This window comes from Streptomyces sp. P9-A2, from assembly GCF_036634175.1.
GTDB classification, from domain to species: domain Bacteria; phylum Actinomycetota; class Actinomycetes; order Streptomycetales; family Streptomycetaceae; genus Streptomyces; species Streptomyces pratens.
Genome location: NZ_JAZIFX010000001.1, coordinates 1,241,587 through 1,257,570, shown reverse-complemented (window position 1 = coordinate 1,257,570; position 15,984 = coordinate 1,241,587). Strand labels below are relative to the sequence as shown.

General features: G+C 70.8%; 15 protein-coding genes. 14 read left to right on the top strand and 1 reads right to left on the bottom strand.

What is annotated here, in order from left to right; all coding sequences use genetic code 11:
* Nucleotides 1-101: 101 nt before the first annotated feature.
* Nucleotides 102-2,297, bottom strand: coding sequence for an elongation factor G-like protein EF-G2 (locus V4Y04_RS05610; protein WP_332426188.1), 2,196 nt, complete (start codon nucleotides 2,295-2,297; stop codon nucleotides 102-104).
* A gap of 376 nt (nucleotides 2,298-2,673) precedes the next feature.
* On the opposite strand from V4Y04_RS05610, the gene pgsA reads away from it, so the two are divergent.
* From pgsA to V4Y04_RS05540, 14 genes are all read left to right on the top strand, one after another.
* Nucleotides 2,674-3,381, top strand: coding sequence for a phosphatidylinositol phosphate synthase (gene pgsA, locus V4Y04_RS05605; protein ID WP_332426187.1), 708 nt, complete (start codon nucleotides 2,674-2,676; stop codon nucleotides 3,379-3,381).
* Nucleotides 3,378-4,310 (top strand): phosphatidylinositol mannoside acyltransferase, encoded by a 933-nt coding sequence (locus tag V4Y04_RS05600; RefSeq protein ID WP_332426186.1) that lies wholly within the window; start codon nucleotides 3,378-3,380, stop codon nucleotides 4,308-4,310. The genes pgsA and V4Y04_RS05600 overlap by 4 nt, the downstream gene beginning before the upstream one ends.
* The gene (locus tag V4Y04_RS05595; protein WP_332426185.1) at nucleotides 4,307-5,470 is read left to right on the top strand and encodes a glycosyltransferase family 4 protein; all 1,164 of its coding nucleotides are present in this window, start codon (nucleotides 4,307-4,309) and stop codon (nucleotides 5,468-5,470) included. Before V4Y04_RS05600 ends, V4Y04_RS05595 begins: the two co-directional genes overlap by 4 nt.
* A gap of 133 nt (nucleotides 5,471-5,603) precedes the next feature.
* Entirely contained in the window at nucleotides 5,604-6,146 is a 543-nt protein-coding gene (locus tag V4Y04_RS05590) for a hypothetical protein (RefSeq protein WP_332426184.1), read from the top strand.
* Between the two features lie 189 nt (nucleotides 6,147-6,335).
* A complete protein-coding gene (gene pdxS / locus V4Y04_RS05585) occupies nucleotides 6,336-7,247 on the top strand; it encodes a pyridoxal 5'-phosphate synthase lyase subunit PdxS (RefSeq protein ID WP_332426183.1) in 912 nt (303 codons plus the stop codon).
* A 9-nt stretch (nucleotides 7,248-7,256) separates the two neighbouring features.
* Complete coding sequence (gene pdxT, locus V4Y04_RS05580) at nucleotides 7,257-7,859, top strand: pyridoxal 5'-phosphate synthase glutaminase subunit PdxT (protein ID WP_332426182.1); 603 nt, start codon at nucleotides 7,257-7,259, stop codon at nucleotides 7,857-7,859.
* Nucleotides 7,860-8,300: 441 nt separating this feature from the next.
* Entirely contained in the window at nucleotides 8,301-9,053 is a 753-nt protein-coding gene (locus V4Y04_RS05575) for a YebC/PmpR family DNA-binding transcriptional regulator (RefSeq protein WP_332426181.1), read from the top strand.
* A gap of 202 nt (nucleotides 9,054-9,255) precedes the next feature.
* A complete protein-coding gene (gene ruvC, locus V4Y04_RS05570) occupies nucleotides 9,256-9,906 on the top strand; it encodes a crossover junction endodeoxyribonuclease RuvC (protein ID WP_332426180.1) in 651 nt (216 codons plus the stop codon).
* Nucleotides 9,903-10,508 carry a Holliday junction branch migration protein RuvA gene (gene ruvA / locus V4Y04_RS05565; protein ID WP_332426179.1) on the top strand — a complete coding sequence of 202 codons (606 nt, stop codon included), beginning with the start codon at nucleotides 9,903-9,905 and terminating at the stop codon, nucleotides 10,506-10,508. Before ruvC ends, ruvA begins: the two co-directional genes overlap by 4 nt.
* Before the next feature lie 74 nt (nucleotides 10,509-10,582).
* The gene (gene ruvB, locus V4Y04_RS05560; RefSeq protein WP_332426178.1) at nucleotides 10,583-11,653 is read left to right on the top strand and encodes a Holliday junction branch migration DNA helicase RuvB; all 1,071 of its coding nucleotides are present in this window, start codon (nucleotides 10,583-10,585) and stop codon (nucleotides 11,651-11,653) included.
* Between the two features lie 165 nt (nucleotides 11,654-11,818).
* The gene (yajC, locus tag V4Y04_RS05555; protein WP_332426177.1) at nucleotides 11,819-12,334 is read left to right on the top strand and encodes a preprotein translocase subunit YajC; all 516 of its coding nucleotides are present in this window, start codon (nucleotides 11,819-11,821) and stop codon (nucleotides 12,332-12,334) included.
* A 135-nt stretch (nucleotides 12,335-12,469) separates the two neighbouring features.
* Entirely contained in the window at nucleotides 12,470-14,272 is a 1,803-nt protein-coding gene (gene secD, locus V4Y04_RS05550; RefSeq protein ID WP_332426176.1) for a protein translocase subunit SecD, read from the top strand.
* A gap of 3 nt (nucleotides 14,273-14,275) precedes the next feature.
* Nucleotides 14,276-15,397, top strand: coding sequence for a protein translocase subunit SecF (secF, locus tag V4Y04_RS05545; protein ID WP_332426175.1), 1,122 nt, complete (start codon nucleotides 14,276-14,278; stop codon nucleotides 15,395-15,397).
* Complete coding sequence (locus tag V4Y04_RS05540) at nucleotides 15,394-15,942, top strand: adenine phosphoribosyltransferase (RefSeq protein WP_332426174.1); 549 nt, start codon at nucleotides 15,394-15,396, stop codon at nucleotides 15,940-15,942. Before secF ends, V4Y04_RS05540 begins: the two co-directional genes overlap by 4 nt.
* The last annotated feature ends 42 nt before the right edge of the window (nucleotides 15,943-15,984 follow it).

Genomic DNA, 15,984 nt, shown 5'->3' with positions numbered 1-15,984 from the left:
GGTGCGCGGGCGCCCGCGGAGTTGCCGGGAGTGTCCCGAGGGTGTCCTGCGCCGGATCCCGGGCCATGGCGACGAGGAGGAGGCACGTGTCCCGTCCGCGGTCAGGCGCTGAGCGTCTCCTCCCGGACCCGCTCGGCGACCTGCGCCGGCATCGGCTCGTGCCGCACGTACCGGCGGCTGAAACGCGCGGTGCCGTGCGAGAGCGCCCGCAGATCGACGCTGTACCGGCCGATCTCGATCTCCGGGACCTCGGCCCTGATGAGGGTGCGTCGGCCCGCCGACTGCTCGGTGCCGAGCACCCGGCCGCGCCGGCCGGACAGATCGCTCATCACCGGGCCCACGTAGTCGTCACCGATCAGCACGCCCACCTCGGCCACCGGCTCCAGGAGGTTGATCGGCGCGTCCGCGGCCGCCTCCCGCAGCGCCAGCGCGCCGGCCGTCTGGAAGGCCGCGTCGGAGGAGTCCACCGAGTGCGCCTTTCCGTCCCTCAGTGTCACCCGTACGTCGATCAGCGGGTGACCGGCCGCGACTCCCTTGGCTGCCTGGGCCCGTACGCCCTTCTCGACGGACGGGATGAACTGCCGTGGCACCGCGCCGCCGACGACCTTGTCCACGAACTCGATGCCCGAACCGCCCGGCAGCGGCTCCACGTCGATCTCGCAGATGGCGAACTGCCCGTGCCCGCCGGACTGCTTGACGTGCCGTCCGCGCCCGGAGGCCCTGCCGCCGAAGGTCTCGCGCAGGGGCACCCGGTGGGCCACGACGTCCACCTGGACGCCGTACCGGCTGCGCAGGCGCTCCAGGGCCACGTCCGCGTGGGCCTCGCCCAGGCACCACAGGACCACCTGGTGGGTGTCCTGGTTGTGCTCCAGGCGCATGGTGGGGTCCTCCGCGACGAGGCGGGCCAGTCCCTGCGAGAGTTTGTCCTCGTCCGGTTTGCTGTGTGCCTGGATGGCCAGGGGCAGCAGCGGGTCGGGCATCTCCCAGGGTTCCATCAGCAGGGGGTCGTCCTTGGCGGACAGGGTGTCCCCGGTCTCCGCGCGGCCCAGCTTCGCCACGCACGCGAGATCGCCCGCGATGACGTGGGACACCGGGCGCTGCTGCTTGCCGAACGGTGTGGACAGGGCGCCGATCCGTTCGTCGACATCGTGGTCCTCGTGGCCCCGGTCGGCCAGCCCGTGTCCCGAGACGTGCACCGTCTGGTCGGCGCGCAGGGTGCCGGAGAACAGCCGGATCAGCGAGATCCGCCCGACGTACGGGTCGGACGACGTCTTGACGACCTCCGCGACCAGCGGGGCGTCGGGGTCGCACGGGTTCAGCTCGCGCGGTGTGCCGTCGACGGTGGTCACCCGCGGTGTGCCGTGTTCCAGCGGGGTCGGGAAGCCGCCGGTGATCAGCCCCAGCAGTTCGACCGTGCCGAGGCCCTGGCGGGTGCCCTCGGCCGCGGGGGCGGCGGCCAGGACGGGGAAGAACCCACCGCGCGCGACGGCTTTCTCCAGGTCCTCGATCAGGGTCTTGACGTCGCACGGTTCGCCGCCGAGGTAGCGGTCCATGAGAGTCTCGTCCTCGCTCTCCGCGATGATCCCCTCGATCAGCCGGTCGCGGGCCTCCTCGATCAGCGGCAGCCGGTCCGGGTCGGGCTCGTACTCCTTGCGCTCGCCGGACGAGTAGTCGAACAGCTTCTGGGTCAGCAGTCCGATCAGGCCCGTCACGGGCGCGTGTCCGTCGGGTCCCTCCGGACCGTGCAGCGGCAGGTACAGCGGCAGGACGGCGTCGGGGTCGTCCCCGCCGAACGTCCGGGCGCACACGCGCGTCATCTCGGTGAAGTCCGCGCGTGCCGCCTCCAGGTGTGTGACGACGATGGCCCGCGGCATGCCGACGGCCGCGCACTCGTCCCACATCATGCGGGTGGGGCCGTCCACGCCGTCGGAGGCCGAGACGACGAAGAGGGCCGCGTCCGCCGCTCGCAGACCGGCCCTGAGTTCACCGACGAAGTCGGCGTATCCGGGAGTGTCCAACAGGTTGATCTTGATGCCGTCCCATTCGAGGGGCACCAGGGAGAGCTGTACCGAGCGCTGCTGCCGGTGCTCGATGTCGTCGTAGTCGGACACGGTGCCGCCGTCCTCCACCCGGCCCGCCCGGTTCACGGCTCCCGCGGTCAGCGCGAGAGCCTCCACCAGGGTCGTCTTGCCCGATCCGGAGTGGCCGACCAGCACCACGTTCCGTACGGACGTGGGGTGGTCGGCCGCCTGTGCCCTTCCGGCGGCTCCGGGGTGTGTGTGCGCCTTGTCGCCCATGGTCCTGCCTCCCGTGCACGGTGAGGTCGTTGTGGGCGCGGACGCGCGGAATCCTCCCCGGGCCTGCCCGGGGGCACCCCGAGCGGTGACGGCTCCGGCGACGCCCGCGGTCCTTCGAGCTTTCCACTCCCGTCACGGCGCGTCCATACGAAGGACGCGATCCCGCGCCTCCCGGCGCTGCCCGATGGTGCCTTCGGCCGTCCCGGCGCCGGCTCCGGCCGCGACGTTCGGCCCGGTCCGGTCCGCGGGGCCGTGCGGCGGCGGTCCCGTACCGGGTCCTCAGGTGCCAGGGCCGTCGGTGGCACGCGCACGTGACTACGATGGGCCAGCCGGTGGCCAGTGGGGCCACACGGTCACACCGACCGTCGGGAAGGCCATGCTGAACAAGTACGCGCGTGCATTCTTCACGCGTGTCCTCACACCGTTCGCCGCGTTTCTCATCCGGCGGGGGGTCAGCCCGGACACGGTCACGCTCATCGGCACCGCCGGTGTGGTCGCGGGCGCGCTGGTCTTCTACCCCCTGGGCGAGTTCTTCTGGGGCACGGTCGTGATCACGCTGTTCGTGTTCTCCGACCTCGTCGACGGCAACATGGCCCGCCAGCTGGGCCGCTCCAGCCGCTGGGGTGCCTTCCTCGACTCCACCCTCGACCGGGTCGCCGACGGGGCCGTCTTCGGCGGCTTCGCCCTGTGGTACGCGGGCCGGGGCGACGACATCGTGCTGTGCGCCGTGTCGATCTTCTGCCTGGCCAGCGGCCAGGTGGTGTCGTACACCAAGGCGCGCGGCGAGTCGATCGGACTGCCGGTGGCCGTGAACGGGCTGATCGAAAGGGCCGAGCGGCTCGTGATCTCGCTGGTCGCGGCCGGTCTGGCGGGTCTGCACGCGTTCGGTGTCCCCGGTATCCAGTACCTGCTGCCGGTCGCCCTGTGGATCGTCGCCGTCGGCAGCCTGATCACGCTGATCCAGCGGGTCGTCACGGTGCGCCGGGAGTCCGCCGAGGCGGAGGCCGCCGAGGAGCAGGAGGCCGCCGGGCAGCAGAAGGCCGTCGGGGAGCAGGAGGCCCGCGGGAGCGGGGCCGCGAAGTGAGCGCGCGGGACCGCCTGAGCGACGCTCTGTACGGCGCCGGCTGGGCCACCGTCAAGAAGCTCCCCGAACCCGTCGCCGTGCGGCTCGGCCGGACCATCGCCGACATCGCCTGGAAGCGGCGCGGCCAGGGCGTGCTCCGGCTGGAGAGCAACTACGCGCGCGTGGTGCCCGACGCGGGCCCCGAGCGGCTCGCCGAACTGTCCCGCGCGGGCATGCGTTCGTACCTGCGGTACTGGATGGAGTCATTCCGGCTGCCCGCCTGGAGCCCGGAGCGCATCGCGAACGGCATCGACATCAAGGACATCCACCGGGTGACCGACGGCATGGCGGCCGGCAAGGGTGTCGTCCTCGCGCTGCCGCACCTCGCCAACTGGGATCTCGCGGGCGCCTGGGCCACCACCGGGCTCGGTATTCCGTTCACCACCGTCGCCGAGCGTCTGAAGCCGGAGACGCTGTACGACCGCTTCGTCGCCTACCGCGAGGGCCTCGGCATGGAGGTGCTCCCGCACAGCGGCGGCAGCGCGTTCGGCACGCTGGCCCGGCGGCTGCGCGACGGGGGACTGGTCTGCCTGGTCGCCGACCGCGACCTGTCGGCCTCCGGTGTGGAGGTCGAGTTCTTCGGGGAGACCGCGCGGATGCCGGCCGGCCCCGCCCTGCTCGCCCAGCACACCGGGGCGCTGCTGCTGCCGGCGACGCTCTGGTACGACGACTCGCCCGTGATGCGGGGCCGGGTCCATCCAGCGGTCCCGGTCCCCGAGTCAGGTACGCGGGCCGAGAAGACGTCCGTCATGACACAGGCGCTGGCCGACGCCTTCGCCACGGGGATCGCCGACCATCCGGAGGACTGGCACATGCTGCAGCGCTTGTGGCTCAAGGATCTCGATCCGGCGCGGGACCCCGGCCAGGACGCCCGGGAGGGGACTCCGTGAGGATCGGCATCGTCTGCCCGTACTCCTGGGACGTACCGGGCGGCGTCCAGTTCCACATCCGTGACCTGGCCGAGTACTTCATCCGCCTCGGCCACGAGGTGTCCGTCCTCGCCCCGGCCGACGACGAGACCCCGCTGCCGCCGTACGTCGTCTCGGCCGGCCGCGCGGTGCCGGTGCCGTACAACGGCTCGGTGGCCCGGCTCAACTTCGGCTTCCTGTCGGCGGCCCGGGTGCGTCGCTGGCTCCACGAGGGCGCCTTCGACGTGATCCACATCCACGAGCCGACCTCGCCCTCACTCGGCCTGCTGGCCTGCTGGGCGGCCCAGGGACCCATTGTCGCCACCTTCCACACGTCCAACCCGCGCTCCAGGGCCATGATCGCCGCGTACTCCATCCTGCAGGCGGCGCTGGAGAAGATCAGCGCACGGATCGCGGTGAGCGAGTACGCCCGCCGCACACTCGTCGAACATCTCGGCGGCGACGCGGTGGTGATCCCGAACGGGGTGGACGTCGACTTCTTCGCCCGGGCCGAGCCCGAACCCGCGTGGCAGGGCGACACGATCGGCTTCGTCGGCCGCATCGACGAGCCCCGCAAGGGCCTGCCGGTGCTGATGCGGGCCCTGCCGAAGATCCTCGCCGCCCGCCCGCAGACGCGGCTGCTGGTCGCGGGGCGCGGCGACGAGAAGGAGGCGGTGCAGAGGCTGCCCGCCGAACTCCGTTCCCGGGTCGAGTTCCTCGGCATGGTCAGCGACGAGGACAAGGCCCGTTTCCTGCGCAGCGTCGACGTGTACGTGGCGCCCAACACCGGCGGCGAGAGCTTCGGCATCATCCTGGTCGAGGCGATGTCCGCGGGGGCACCGGTGCTCGCCTCCGATCTGGACGCCTTCGCCCAGGTACTCGACCGGGGGGCGGCCGGCGAGCTGTTCCCCAACGAGGACGCCGACGCGCTCGCCGAGGCCGCGGTACGCCTCCTGGGAGACCCGGAACGGCGTGCGAAGCTGCGCGAGCGGGGCAGCGCCCACGTCCGCCGCTTCGACTGGTCGACCGTCGGCGCGGACATCATGTCCGTCTACGAGACGGTGACCGCCGGAGCGGCGGCGGTGGCGGCCGACGAGCGGACGACGGGACTGTGGTCGCGCTTCGGGCCGGTGAGGGACTGAGGACGGCTGTCATGGCAGGGCCCGGCCATGACAGCCGTACCTCCGGTGAACGGCGACGAGCGAGGGCGTCGGGGCCCGGGGCGCCGCGGGCACTCGCCCGGGCGGGCGCGGCGCCCCGGTAGCCTTGCCGCCCGTGACCGCAACCCTGATCTGGATCCTCGTCGCCCTTGTCGTGATCGGCCTCTACCTGAGCTGGACGGCGGGGCGGCTGGACCGGCTGCACGCCCGGATCGACGCCGCACGCGCCGCACTGGACGCGCAGTTGCTGCGCCGCGCCTCCGTGGCCCAGGAACTGGCCACGTCAGGGGTGCTCGACCCGGCCGCCTCGATCGTGCTCTACGAGGCCGCGCACGCCGCGCGGCAGGCGGTGGAGGAGCAGCGGGAGGTCGCCGAGAGCGAACTGAGCCAGGCGCTGCGGGCCGTTTTCGCCGAGTCGCAGCAGGTGGACGCGGTCAAGGAGGCGCCCGGGGGAGAGAACGCGGCGGTGGAACTCGCCGAGGCGGTCCGCAGGGTGCCGATGGCCCGCCGTTTCCACAACGACGCCGTACGGGCCGCACGCGCCCTGCGCCGGCACCGGAAGGTGCGCTGGTTCCGGCTGGCGGGACACGCGCCGTTCCCGATGGCGTTCGAAACGGACGACGAACCCCCGGCCGCCCTGATCGAACGCGCGGCCTAGGATCCCGGCCCCGCCGCTCCGGAACGATCCGCCGGACGGGCCCTGTCGGCGGCACCCGCCGGGAGGGCGGCCGGGAGTTCCGCCCAAAACGATCCACCGTCTCTCCATTGGCTCTTGCCGTGGACTGGTCCGTTCACGTTTCCTCGGTGGTGCAGCAATCCCCCCTCTTCGTCATCAGTGAGGTCACTCGTGTCCAGCACGCTCTCCGAAAACCAGGGTCCCGAGACCGGCACCGCCCGTGTGAAGCGCGGCATGGCCGAGCAGCTCAAGGGCGGCGTGATCATGGACGTCGTCACACCGGAGCAGGCGAAGATCGCCGAGGACGCGGGCGCCGTCGCCGTCATGGCACTGGAGCGCGTCCCCGCCGACATCCGCAAGGACGGTGGCGTGGCCCGTATGTCCGACCCGGACATGATCGACGGCATCATCGCGGCCGTCTCCATCCCGGTCATGGCCAAGTCCCGCATCGGCCACTTCGTCGAGGCGCAGGTGCTGCAGTCGCTCGGCGTCGACTACATCGACGAGTCCGAGGTCCTCACCCCGGCCGACGAGGTCAACCACTCCGACAAGTGGTCGTTCACCACCCCCTTCGTCTGCGGTGCCACCAACCTCGGCGAGGCCCTGCGCCGTATCGCCGAGGGCGCCGCGATGATCCGCTCCAAGGGCGAGGCCGGCACCGGAAACGTCGTCGAGGCCGTGCGCCACCTGCGTCAGATCAAGAACGAGATCGCCCGGCTGCGCGGCTTCGACAACCACGAGCTGTACGCCGCCGCCAAGGAGCTGCGCGCCCCGTACGAGCTGGTCAAGGAGGTCGCCGAGCTGGGCAGGCTGCCGGTCGTGCTGTTCTCCGCCGGTGGTGTCGCCACCCCCGCCGACGCCGCTCTGATGCGTCAGCTCGGTGCCGAGGGCGTCTTCGTCGGCTCCGGCATCTTCAAGTCCGGCGATCCGGCCAAGCGCGCCGCCGCCATCGTGAAGGCGACCACCTTCTACGACGACCCGAAGATCATCGCGGAGGCGTCCCGCAACCTCGGCGAGGCCATGGTCGGCATCAACTGCGACACCCTCCCCGAGGCCGAGCGCTACGCCAACCGCGGCTGGTAGGCCCCGGGCATGAGCGACATCGTCATCGGTGTCCTGGCCCTCCAGGGCGACGTACGGGAGCACCTCGTCGCCCTGGCCGCGGCCGACGCCGTCGCCAGGCCGGTGCGGCGCCCGGAGGAGCTCGCCGAGGTCGACGGCCTGGTCCTCCCCGGCGGGGAGTCCACCACCATCTCCAAGCTGGCCGTCCTGTTCGGCCTGATGGAGCCCCTGCGCACACGCGTGCGGGAGGGCATGCCGGTCTACGGCACCTGTGCCGGGATGATCCTGCTCGCCGAGAAGATCCTCGACCCTCGCTCCGGTCAGGAGACCGTGGGAGGCGTAGACATGATCGTGCGCCGCAACGCGTTCGGACGGCAGAACGAGTCGTTCGAGGCGGCGGTCGACGTCAGAGGCATCGAGGGCGGTCCCGTGCACGGGGTCTTCATCCGTGCCCCCTGGGTCGAGTCCGCCGGCGCCGGCGTGGAGGTGATCGCCGAGCACGACGGACGCATCGTCGCCGTCCGCCAGGGCAATGCGCTGGCCACGTCGTTCCACCCGGAACTGACGGGTGATCACCGAGTGCACGGCCTGTTCGTCGACATGGCGCGCGGGTACCGGGCGGCCGGATCCTAGGGCGTTTTCGAAAGTCCCGCCTGCCCCGCGGCGTCCGGCACGCACTCCCCCAAGCTCTCGGCTCCGCTCGAGCAGGGGGGACCCCCATGACACCGCGGGGCCCGCCCTCCGGGCGGCCGACGCTCCTTTCGAAACACGCTCCAGGGCCTGTCCGGGATTTTCCCGCCTGCCCGGCGGCGTCCGGCACGTACTCCCCCAAGTTTTTCGAGCAGGGGGGACCCCCAGCGGCGTTGCCGAACCGCCCACGTGACTTCGCCACGAGGGCACTCCGGCGCCTTGCGATCGCACGCTCCCCCAAGCTCTCGGCTCCGCTCGAGCAGGGGGGACCCCCATGACGCCGCCGGGCCCGCCCTACGGGCGGACGACGGGAAAATCCCGGACAGGTCCTTGTAGGATTCCTGCGTTCGTTGCAGAGATGGGTTACGCGAAGGAGACAGGCAGATGTCCGGCCACTCTAAATGGGCCACGACGAAGCACAAGAAGGCCGTGATCGACGCCAAGCGCGGCAAACTCTTCGCGAAGCTGATCAAGAACATCGAGGTCGCCGCGCGTATGGGCGGTGTCGATCTGGAGGGCAACCCGACCCTCTACGACGCCGTTCAGAAGGCCAAGAAGCAGTCGGTGCCGAACAAGAACATCGACTCCGCCGTCAAGCGCGGCGGCGGTCTCGAGGCAGGTGGTGCCGACTACGAGACGATCATGTACGAGGGCTACGGCCCGAACGGTGTCGCGGTGCTCATCGAGTGCCTCACCGACAACCGCAACCGTGCCGCCTCCGACGTGCGCGTCGCGATGACCCGCAACGGCGGCTCGATGGCCGACCCGGGTTCGGTGTCGTACCTGTTCCACCGCAAGGGTGTCGTGATCGTCCCCAAGGGCGAGCTGACCGAGGACGACATCCTCACCGCCGTCCTGGACGCGGGCGCCGAGGAGGTCAACGACCTCGGTGAGTCCTTCGAGGTGCTCAGCGAGGCCACCGACCTGGTCGAGGTCCGTACCGCTCTGCAGGGCGCCGGGATCGACTACGACTCCGCCGACGCCCACTTCGTCCCGACCATGCAGGTCGAGCTGGACGAGGAGGGCGCCAAGAAGATCTTCAAGCTGATCGACGCGCTGGAGGACAGCGACGACGTGCAGAACGTCTTCGCCAACTTCGACGTGAGCGACGAGATCATGGAGAAGGTCGAGGCGTAGCGCTGCCGCGTGCACGACGATTCCGGCGGGCCGACGGGGAGACCTCCCCGTCGGCCCGCCGCTCCTGTCAGTGGCAGCCGATAGCCTGGCACACGTCAAGGATCACCGTCCGCCGGACCGCAACCAGCGATTGAGGAACCCCGACGGCGATCGACCAGGTCCGCGAGAGCGGCGGCGGATCAGCCGCGAAGAGGGGTGCAGAGTGCGTGTACTGGGGGTGGACCCGGGACTGACGAGATGCGGTGTCGGGGTGGTCGAAGGGGTCGCGGGGCGACCGCTGACCATGCTCGGCGTGGGCGTCGTGCGCACGCCCGCCCACGCCGATCTCGGTCACCGTCTCGTCGCCGTCGAGCAGGGCCTCGAGCAGTGGCTGGACGAGTACCGGCCGGAGTTCGTCGCCGTCGAGCGCGTCTTCAGCCAGCACAACGTCCGTACGGTGATGGGCACCGCCCAGGCGAGCGCCGTCGCCCTGCTGTGCGCCTCCCGCCGGGGGATTCCCGTCGCCCTGCACACCCCCAGCGAGGTCAAGGCGGCCGTGACCGGTTCCGGGCGCGCTGACAAGGCCCAGGTCGGTGCGATGGTCACCCGTCTGCTGCGGCTCGACGCGCCCCCGAAGCCCGCCGACGCGGCAGACGCCCTCGCCCTAGCCATCTGCCACATCTGGCGGGCCCCCGCGCAGAACCGGCTCCAGCAGGCCGCCGCTCTGCACGCCTCGCGCACCGCACCGCGCACCGCCCCCCGCACGACCACTGCGCGCACGGCCGCCTCGAGGGCGTCCGGCCCGAGAACACCCACAGCACCGATCCCCTCACCGAACCCATCACCCGACCCATCGAAGGGGCGCACCGCATGATCGCCTTCGTCAGCGGCACGGTCGCCGCGCTCGCACCCGACGCCGCGGTCGTCGAGGTCGGCGGCGTCGGCATGGCCGTCCAGTGCACGCCGAACACGCTGTCCACGCTGCGGGTCGGCCGAACCGCCCGGCTCGCCACCTCCCTCGTCGTACGCGAGGACTCGCTCACCCTCTACGGCTTCGCGGACGACGACGAGCGGCAGACCTTCGAACTGCTGCAGACCGCCAGCGGCGTCGGCCCCCGCCTCGCCCAGGCGATGCTGGCCGTGCACGCCCCGGACACGCTGCGCCGGGCCGTCGCGACCGCCGACGAGAAGGCGCTCACCGCCGTCCCCGGCATCGGCAAGAAGGGCGCCCAGAAGCTGCTCCTGGAGCTGAAGGACCGCCTCGGCGCGCCGGTGGGCACGGCGACCGCCGCGAGCCCCGTCGTCGCCGGCTGGCGCGATCAGCTGCACGCCGCCCTGATCGGCCTCGGCTACGCGACGCGCGAGGCCGACGAGGCCGTCGCCGCCGTCACCCCCCAGGCCGAGGCGGCCGGGGGCACACCCCAGGTGGGCGCGCTGCTGAAGGCGGCCCTGCAGACCCTGAACCGCGCCCGCTAGCCCGTACCGCCGTCCCTTCCCCATAAGACCCGCACCCTTGTACCGCCCCGCCCCACCCGGCTAGGAGACTTTCAGTGAACTGGGACGACACGACCGACCCCGCTGCCGCCGAGCGGTTGGTGGGATCTGTCGCCGACGGGGAGGAACAGGCCGTCGAGGCCGCCCTGCGCCCCAAGGACCTGGACGAGTTCATCGGCCAGGAGAGGGTCCGCGAGCAGCTCGACCTCGTGCTGCGGGCCGCCCGCGCGCGCGGTGCCACCGCCGACCACGTGCTGCTCTCCGGAGCCCCCGGCCTCGGCAAGACCACCCTCTCCATGATCATCGCGGCCGAGATGGACGCCCCCATCCGCATCACCTCGGGGCCGGCCATCCAGCACGCGGGCGACCTGGCCGCGATCCTCTCCTCCCTCCAGGAGGGTGAGGTCCTCTTCCTCGACGAGATCCACCGCATGTCCCGGCCCGCCGAGGAGATGCTCTACATGGCGATGGAGGACTTCCGCGTCGACGTCATCGTCGGCAAGGGTCCCGGCGCCACCGCCATCCCCCTCGAGCTGCCCCCGTTCACCCTGGTCGGCGCCACCACGCGCGCGGGCCTGCTGCCGCCGCCGTTGCGCGACCGCTTCGGCTTCACCGGCCACATGGAGTTCTACGAGCCCACCGAGCTGGAGCGGGTCGTCCACCGCTCGGCAAGCCTCCTGGACGTCGGGATAGAGGCCGACGGTGCCGCGGAGATCGCCGGCCGCTCGCGCGGCACGCCCCGCATCGCCAACCGCCTGCTGCGCCGCGTCCGCGACTACGCCCAGGTCAAGGCCGACGGGTGGATCACCAGGGAGATCGCCGAGGCGGCCCTGGCGGTCTACGAGGTCGACGCCCGCGGCCTGGACCGGCTCGACCGGGCGGTGCTGAAGGCCCTGCTCAAGCTGTTCGGCGGCGGACCGGTCGGTCTGTCCACGCTCGCGGTCGCGGTGGGGGAGGAGCGGGAGACCGTGGAGGAGGTCGCCGAGCCCTTCCTCGTACGGGAGGGGCTGCTCGCCCGCACCCCGCGCGGCCGGATCGCCACACCGGCGGCATGGGAGCACCTCGGCCTCGTCCCGCCCGGCTCCCGACCTGCCGGAAACGGACAACCGGACCTGTTCGGGGAGTGAGAGGGACGGCACTGGTCACGAGAGGAACCCCGGTGCCATGCTGAGCGTTGTTCCCTGCGCGCGGACTCGCCTAGACTCCGCCGGTGCCACGCCTTGTCGGCGGCATCACATACCCCCAACCAACAGGCCGTTCACCATCGCGGTCGTGTGAAGGAAGTCCGACCCGTGAGTCTCCTGACCCTCCTCCCGTTCATTGTGCTCATCGGGGCCATGTTCCTGATGACCCGGTCGGCCAAGAAGAAGCAGCAGCAGGCCATCGATATGCGGAACCAGATGCAGCCGGGTTCCGGTGTCCGCACGATCGGGGGCATGTATGCCACGGTGAAGGAGGTCAGTGAGGACACGGTCCTCCTCGACGCCGGACCCGGCGTGGACCTGCTGTTCGCGAAGAACTCCATCGGTGCCGTACTGACCGACGAGGAGTACAACCACATCGTTCACGGCATCGAGCACGACCTGAACTCCGACGCCGATGTCGTCCCCGACGATGCCTCCTCCCTCACCGAGACCGACGATTCCGTCGCCTCCGACGACGCGCCGGTCGATTTCGGTAAGAAGGACACGGCTGACGCGGCCGACGTGCCCGCAGACACCGTTGACACCGAGCCGGCCGACGCCGCCGACAAGGCGAAGACGGACGAGCAGGCGAAGAAGTCCGACGGCGGTTCCGAGGCGAAGTAGTCGTGCCCCGGGGTGCGCGGGCCGTGCTGCCCGTGCATCCCGGGACGTGCCCAGCTCGAGCGGAAGCCCGAGACCATGTCATGGCTGCCCGCCACCTGACCGGGCGCGAGGCGGCCCGAGAGGGAGTACGAGAAGGTGGCAGCACTCAAAAAGGGAAATAATGCGAGCGTCACAAGTAAGCCGTGGCGCTCGCTGGCCCTGATTCTGATCGCCATGGTGGCGCTCACCGGAGGGATGTTCGCCTCCGGGCACGACACTCCGCGGCTGGGTATCGACCTCGCCGGCGGCACCAGCATCACGCTGGCGGCCGTCCCCGAGGCCGGCCAGGAATCCGCGATCAACCCGACCAATATGGCGACCGCGGTCTCCATCATGGAACGTCGCGTCAACGGTCTCGGTGTCTCCGAGGCCGAAGTCCAGACGCAGGGTGACCGTAACATCATCGTCAACATTCCCAAGGGCACCAATTCCGAACAGGCCCGGGAACAGGTCGGCACCACCGCCAAGCTCTACTTCCGTCCGGTCGTCGCCACCGAACTCGCCGCGGGCGGAGCAGCCCCCACGCCGAGCGGCACTGGTGACGCCTCCGCCGAGGGTACCGAGGGTGAGAAGGCCACCGACGGCGTGAGCGAGAAGGCCACGGACAAGACCACCGACGAGGGGTCCCCGTCCGCCTCCACCAGCCCGTCGGCCGACGCCACCACCCAGGGCCGTGCGGTCACCGAGGCCCTGAAGGCCGACACCACTCCGTCCGCGACCCCCAGCGGTTCGGCCGAGACCGAGGCCAGCCCCTCCGCGTCCGCGACGGAGAGCGCCCCCGCCGAGGCGGACAGCAAGCTCCAGGCCCAGTACGCCGCGCTCGACTGCACCAAGGCGGACGTCCGCGCCACCGCCGGTGACGGCACCAAGGCCACCGACTCGACCGTGGCCTGCGGCCAGAACTCCCAGGGCCAGTGGCAGAAGTACATCCTCGGCCCCGCCGCCGTCGACGGTACGGACGTCGACGAGGCCAAGGCCGTCCTCAACACGCAGACCGGTGCCGGCTGGACCGTCACCATGGACTTCACGGACAAGGGCAGCAAGAAGTTCGCCGACATCACCGGCAAGCTGGCGCAGAACCCGTCCCCGCAGAACCAGTTCGCCATCGTCCTGGACGGCGAGGTCGTCTCCGACCCGTACGTCAGCCAGGCCCTCACCGGCGGCAACGCGGAGATCTCCGGCAACTTCGACCAGAAGTCGTCCGAGGAACTCGCCAACATGCTGTCCTACGGCGCACTGCCCCTGACGTTCCGCGAGGACAGCGTCACCACCGTCACCGCCGCACTCGGCGGGGACCAGCTCCACGCGGGCCTGATCGCCGGCGCGATCGGCCTCGCCCTGGTCGTGCTGTACCTGCTGGTCTACTACCGCGGTCTGTCGTTCATCGCGATCGCCTCGCTGCTGGTGTCCGCGTCCCTCACCTACGTGATCATGGCACTGCTCGGCCCGACCATCGGTTTCGCGCTGAACCTGCCGGCCGTCTGCGGAGCCATCGTCGCCATCGGCATCACGGCGGACTCGTTCATCGTGTACTTCGAACGGGTACGGGACGAGATCCGCGAGGGCCGTGTCCTGCGCACCGCCGTGGAGCGTGCCTGGCCGCGTGCCCGGCGCACCATCCTGGTCTCCGACTTCGTCTCGTTCCTCGCCGCCGCGGTGCTCTTCGTCGTCACCGTCGGCAAGGTCCAGGGCTTCGCGTTCACGCTCGGTCTGACCACGGTGCTCGACGTCGTGGTGGTGTTCCTGTTCACCAAGCCGCTGCTGACGCTGATGGCCCGCCGGAAGTTCTTCGCGAGCGGTCACAAGTGGTCCGGCCTCGATCCGAAGGCCCTGGGAGCGAAGCCGCCGTTGCGCCGCACCCGCCGCCACTCCACCCCCTCCCAGCCGAAGGAGGCGTGAGAGATGTCGAAGCTCGGTAGTCTCGGCGCCCGACTGCACCACGGTGAGGTCGGCTACGACTTCATCAAGAGCCGCAAGATCTGGTACGGCATCTCCATCCTGATCACCGTCCTCGCCATCGTCGGCCTGGCGGTGCGCGGCCTCCACATGGGCATCGAGTTCCAGGGCGGGGCGGTCTTCACCACACCGAAGAACATGAGCGCCTCGGTCTCCCAGGCCGAGACCTACGCGGAAGAGGCCTCCGGGCACGACGCCATCGTCCAGAAGCTCGGTGACGGCAGCCTGCGCATCCAGATCGCGGCCATCGACACCAGCGCCTCGGACAGGATCAAGACGGAGCTCTCCCAGGACCTGAAGGTCGACCCCGAGCGGATCAACGCCGACCTGGTCGGTCCCAGCTGGGGCGAGCAGATCGCCAACAAGGCCTGGCAGGGCCTCGGCATCTTCCTGTTCCTGGTCGTGATCTACCTGGCGATCGCCTTCGAGTGGCGCATGGCGGTCGCGGCGTTCATCGCGCTGATCCACGACATCACCATCACCGTCGGCGTGTACGCCCTCGTGGGCTTCGAGGTCACACCGGGCACGGTGATCGGACTGCTGACCATCCTCGGCTATTCGCTCTACGACACGGTCGTGGTGTTCGACAGCCTCAAGGAACAGACCAAGGACATCACCAAGCAGTCCCGCTGGACCTACAGCGAGATCGCCAACCGCTCCATCAACAGCACCCTGGTCCGTTCCGTCAACACCACGGTGGTCGCGCTGCTGCCGGTGGGGGCCCTGCTGTTCATCGGCGGCGGTGTCCTCGGCGCCGGCATGCTGAACGACATCTCGCTGTCCCTGTTCGTCGGCCTGGCCGCCGGTGCGTACTCGTCGATCTTCATCGCCACTCCGCTCGTCGCCGACCTCAAGGAGCTCGAGCCCGGGATGCGGTCCCTGAAGAAGCGTGTCCTGGCCAAGCGTGCCCAGGGCACCGACACGGGCGACGAGCCGAGAGGTGTCCGGGTGCCCGACGACAACTACGAGAATGGGCCGGACGACGCCGCTGCCGCCGTCGTCGGCCCACGTGACCAGTCCGTGTCCCGCAGCCGCGGGCGCGGCCGACCTTCCGGAAAGCGCCGATGACCGAACTCACCGATATCTCCGCACTGCTGCTGAACCGCATCCGGGACGTGGCGGACCATCCGGAGCCGGGGGTGATGTTCAAGGACATCACCCCGCTCCTGGCCGACCCGGAGGCGTTCACCGCCCTCAGTGACGCCCTCGCACAGATCGCCGGACGCACCGGCGCCACCAAGATCGTCGGCCTGGAGGCCCGCGGCTTCATCCTCGGCGCCCCGGTCGCCGTCCGCGCGGGCCTGGGCTTCATCCCCGTGCGCAAGGCGGGCAAGCTCCCCGGAGCCACCCTCAGCCAGGCGTACGACCTGGAGTACGGCTCCGCCGAGATCGAGGTGCACGCCGAGGACCTCACCGCCGCCGACCGCGTCCTGGTGATCGACGACGTGCTCGCCACCGGCGGCACCGCCGAGGCGTCGGTCCAGCTCATCCGCAGGGCGGGCGCCGACGTCGCGGGCCTCGCCGTACTGATGGAGCTCGGCTTCCTCGGCGGCCGGGCGCGCGTGGAGCCGGCCCTGGCCGGCGCCCCCCTGGAGGCGCTGCTCACGCTCTGACGAGCGCCGGGGGACACCTTCCCACCGGCGACGCGGTGTGCC

Coding starts and splice junctions, on each gene's coding strand:
- V4Y04_RS05610 (WP_332426188.1), bottom strand. CDS start 2,297: ATGGGCGACAAGGCGCACACACACCCCGGAGCCGCCGGAAGGGCACAG.
- pgsA (WP_332426187.1), top strand. CDS start 2,674: ATGCTGAACAAGTACGCGCGTGCATTCTTCACGCGTGTCCTCACACCG.
- pdxT (WP_332426182.1), top strand. CDS start 7,257: ATGAGCGACATCGTCATCGGTGTCCTGGCCCTCCAGGGCGACGTACGG.
- V4Y04_RS05575 (WP_332426181.1), top strand. CDS start 8,301: ATGTCCGGCCACTCTAAATGGGCCACGACGAAGCACAAGAAGGCCGTG.
- ruvA (WP_332426179.1), top strand. CDS start 9,903: ATGATCGCCTTCGTCAGCGGCACGGTCGCCGCGCTCGCACCCGACGCC.
- secF (WP_332426175.1), top strand. CDS start 14,276: ATGTCGAAGCTCGGTAGTCTCGGCGCCCGACTGCACCACGGTGAGGTC.
- V4Y04_RS05540 (WP_332426174.1), top strand. CDS start 15,394: ATGACCGAACTCACCGATATCTCCGCACTGCTGCTGAACCGCATCCGG.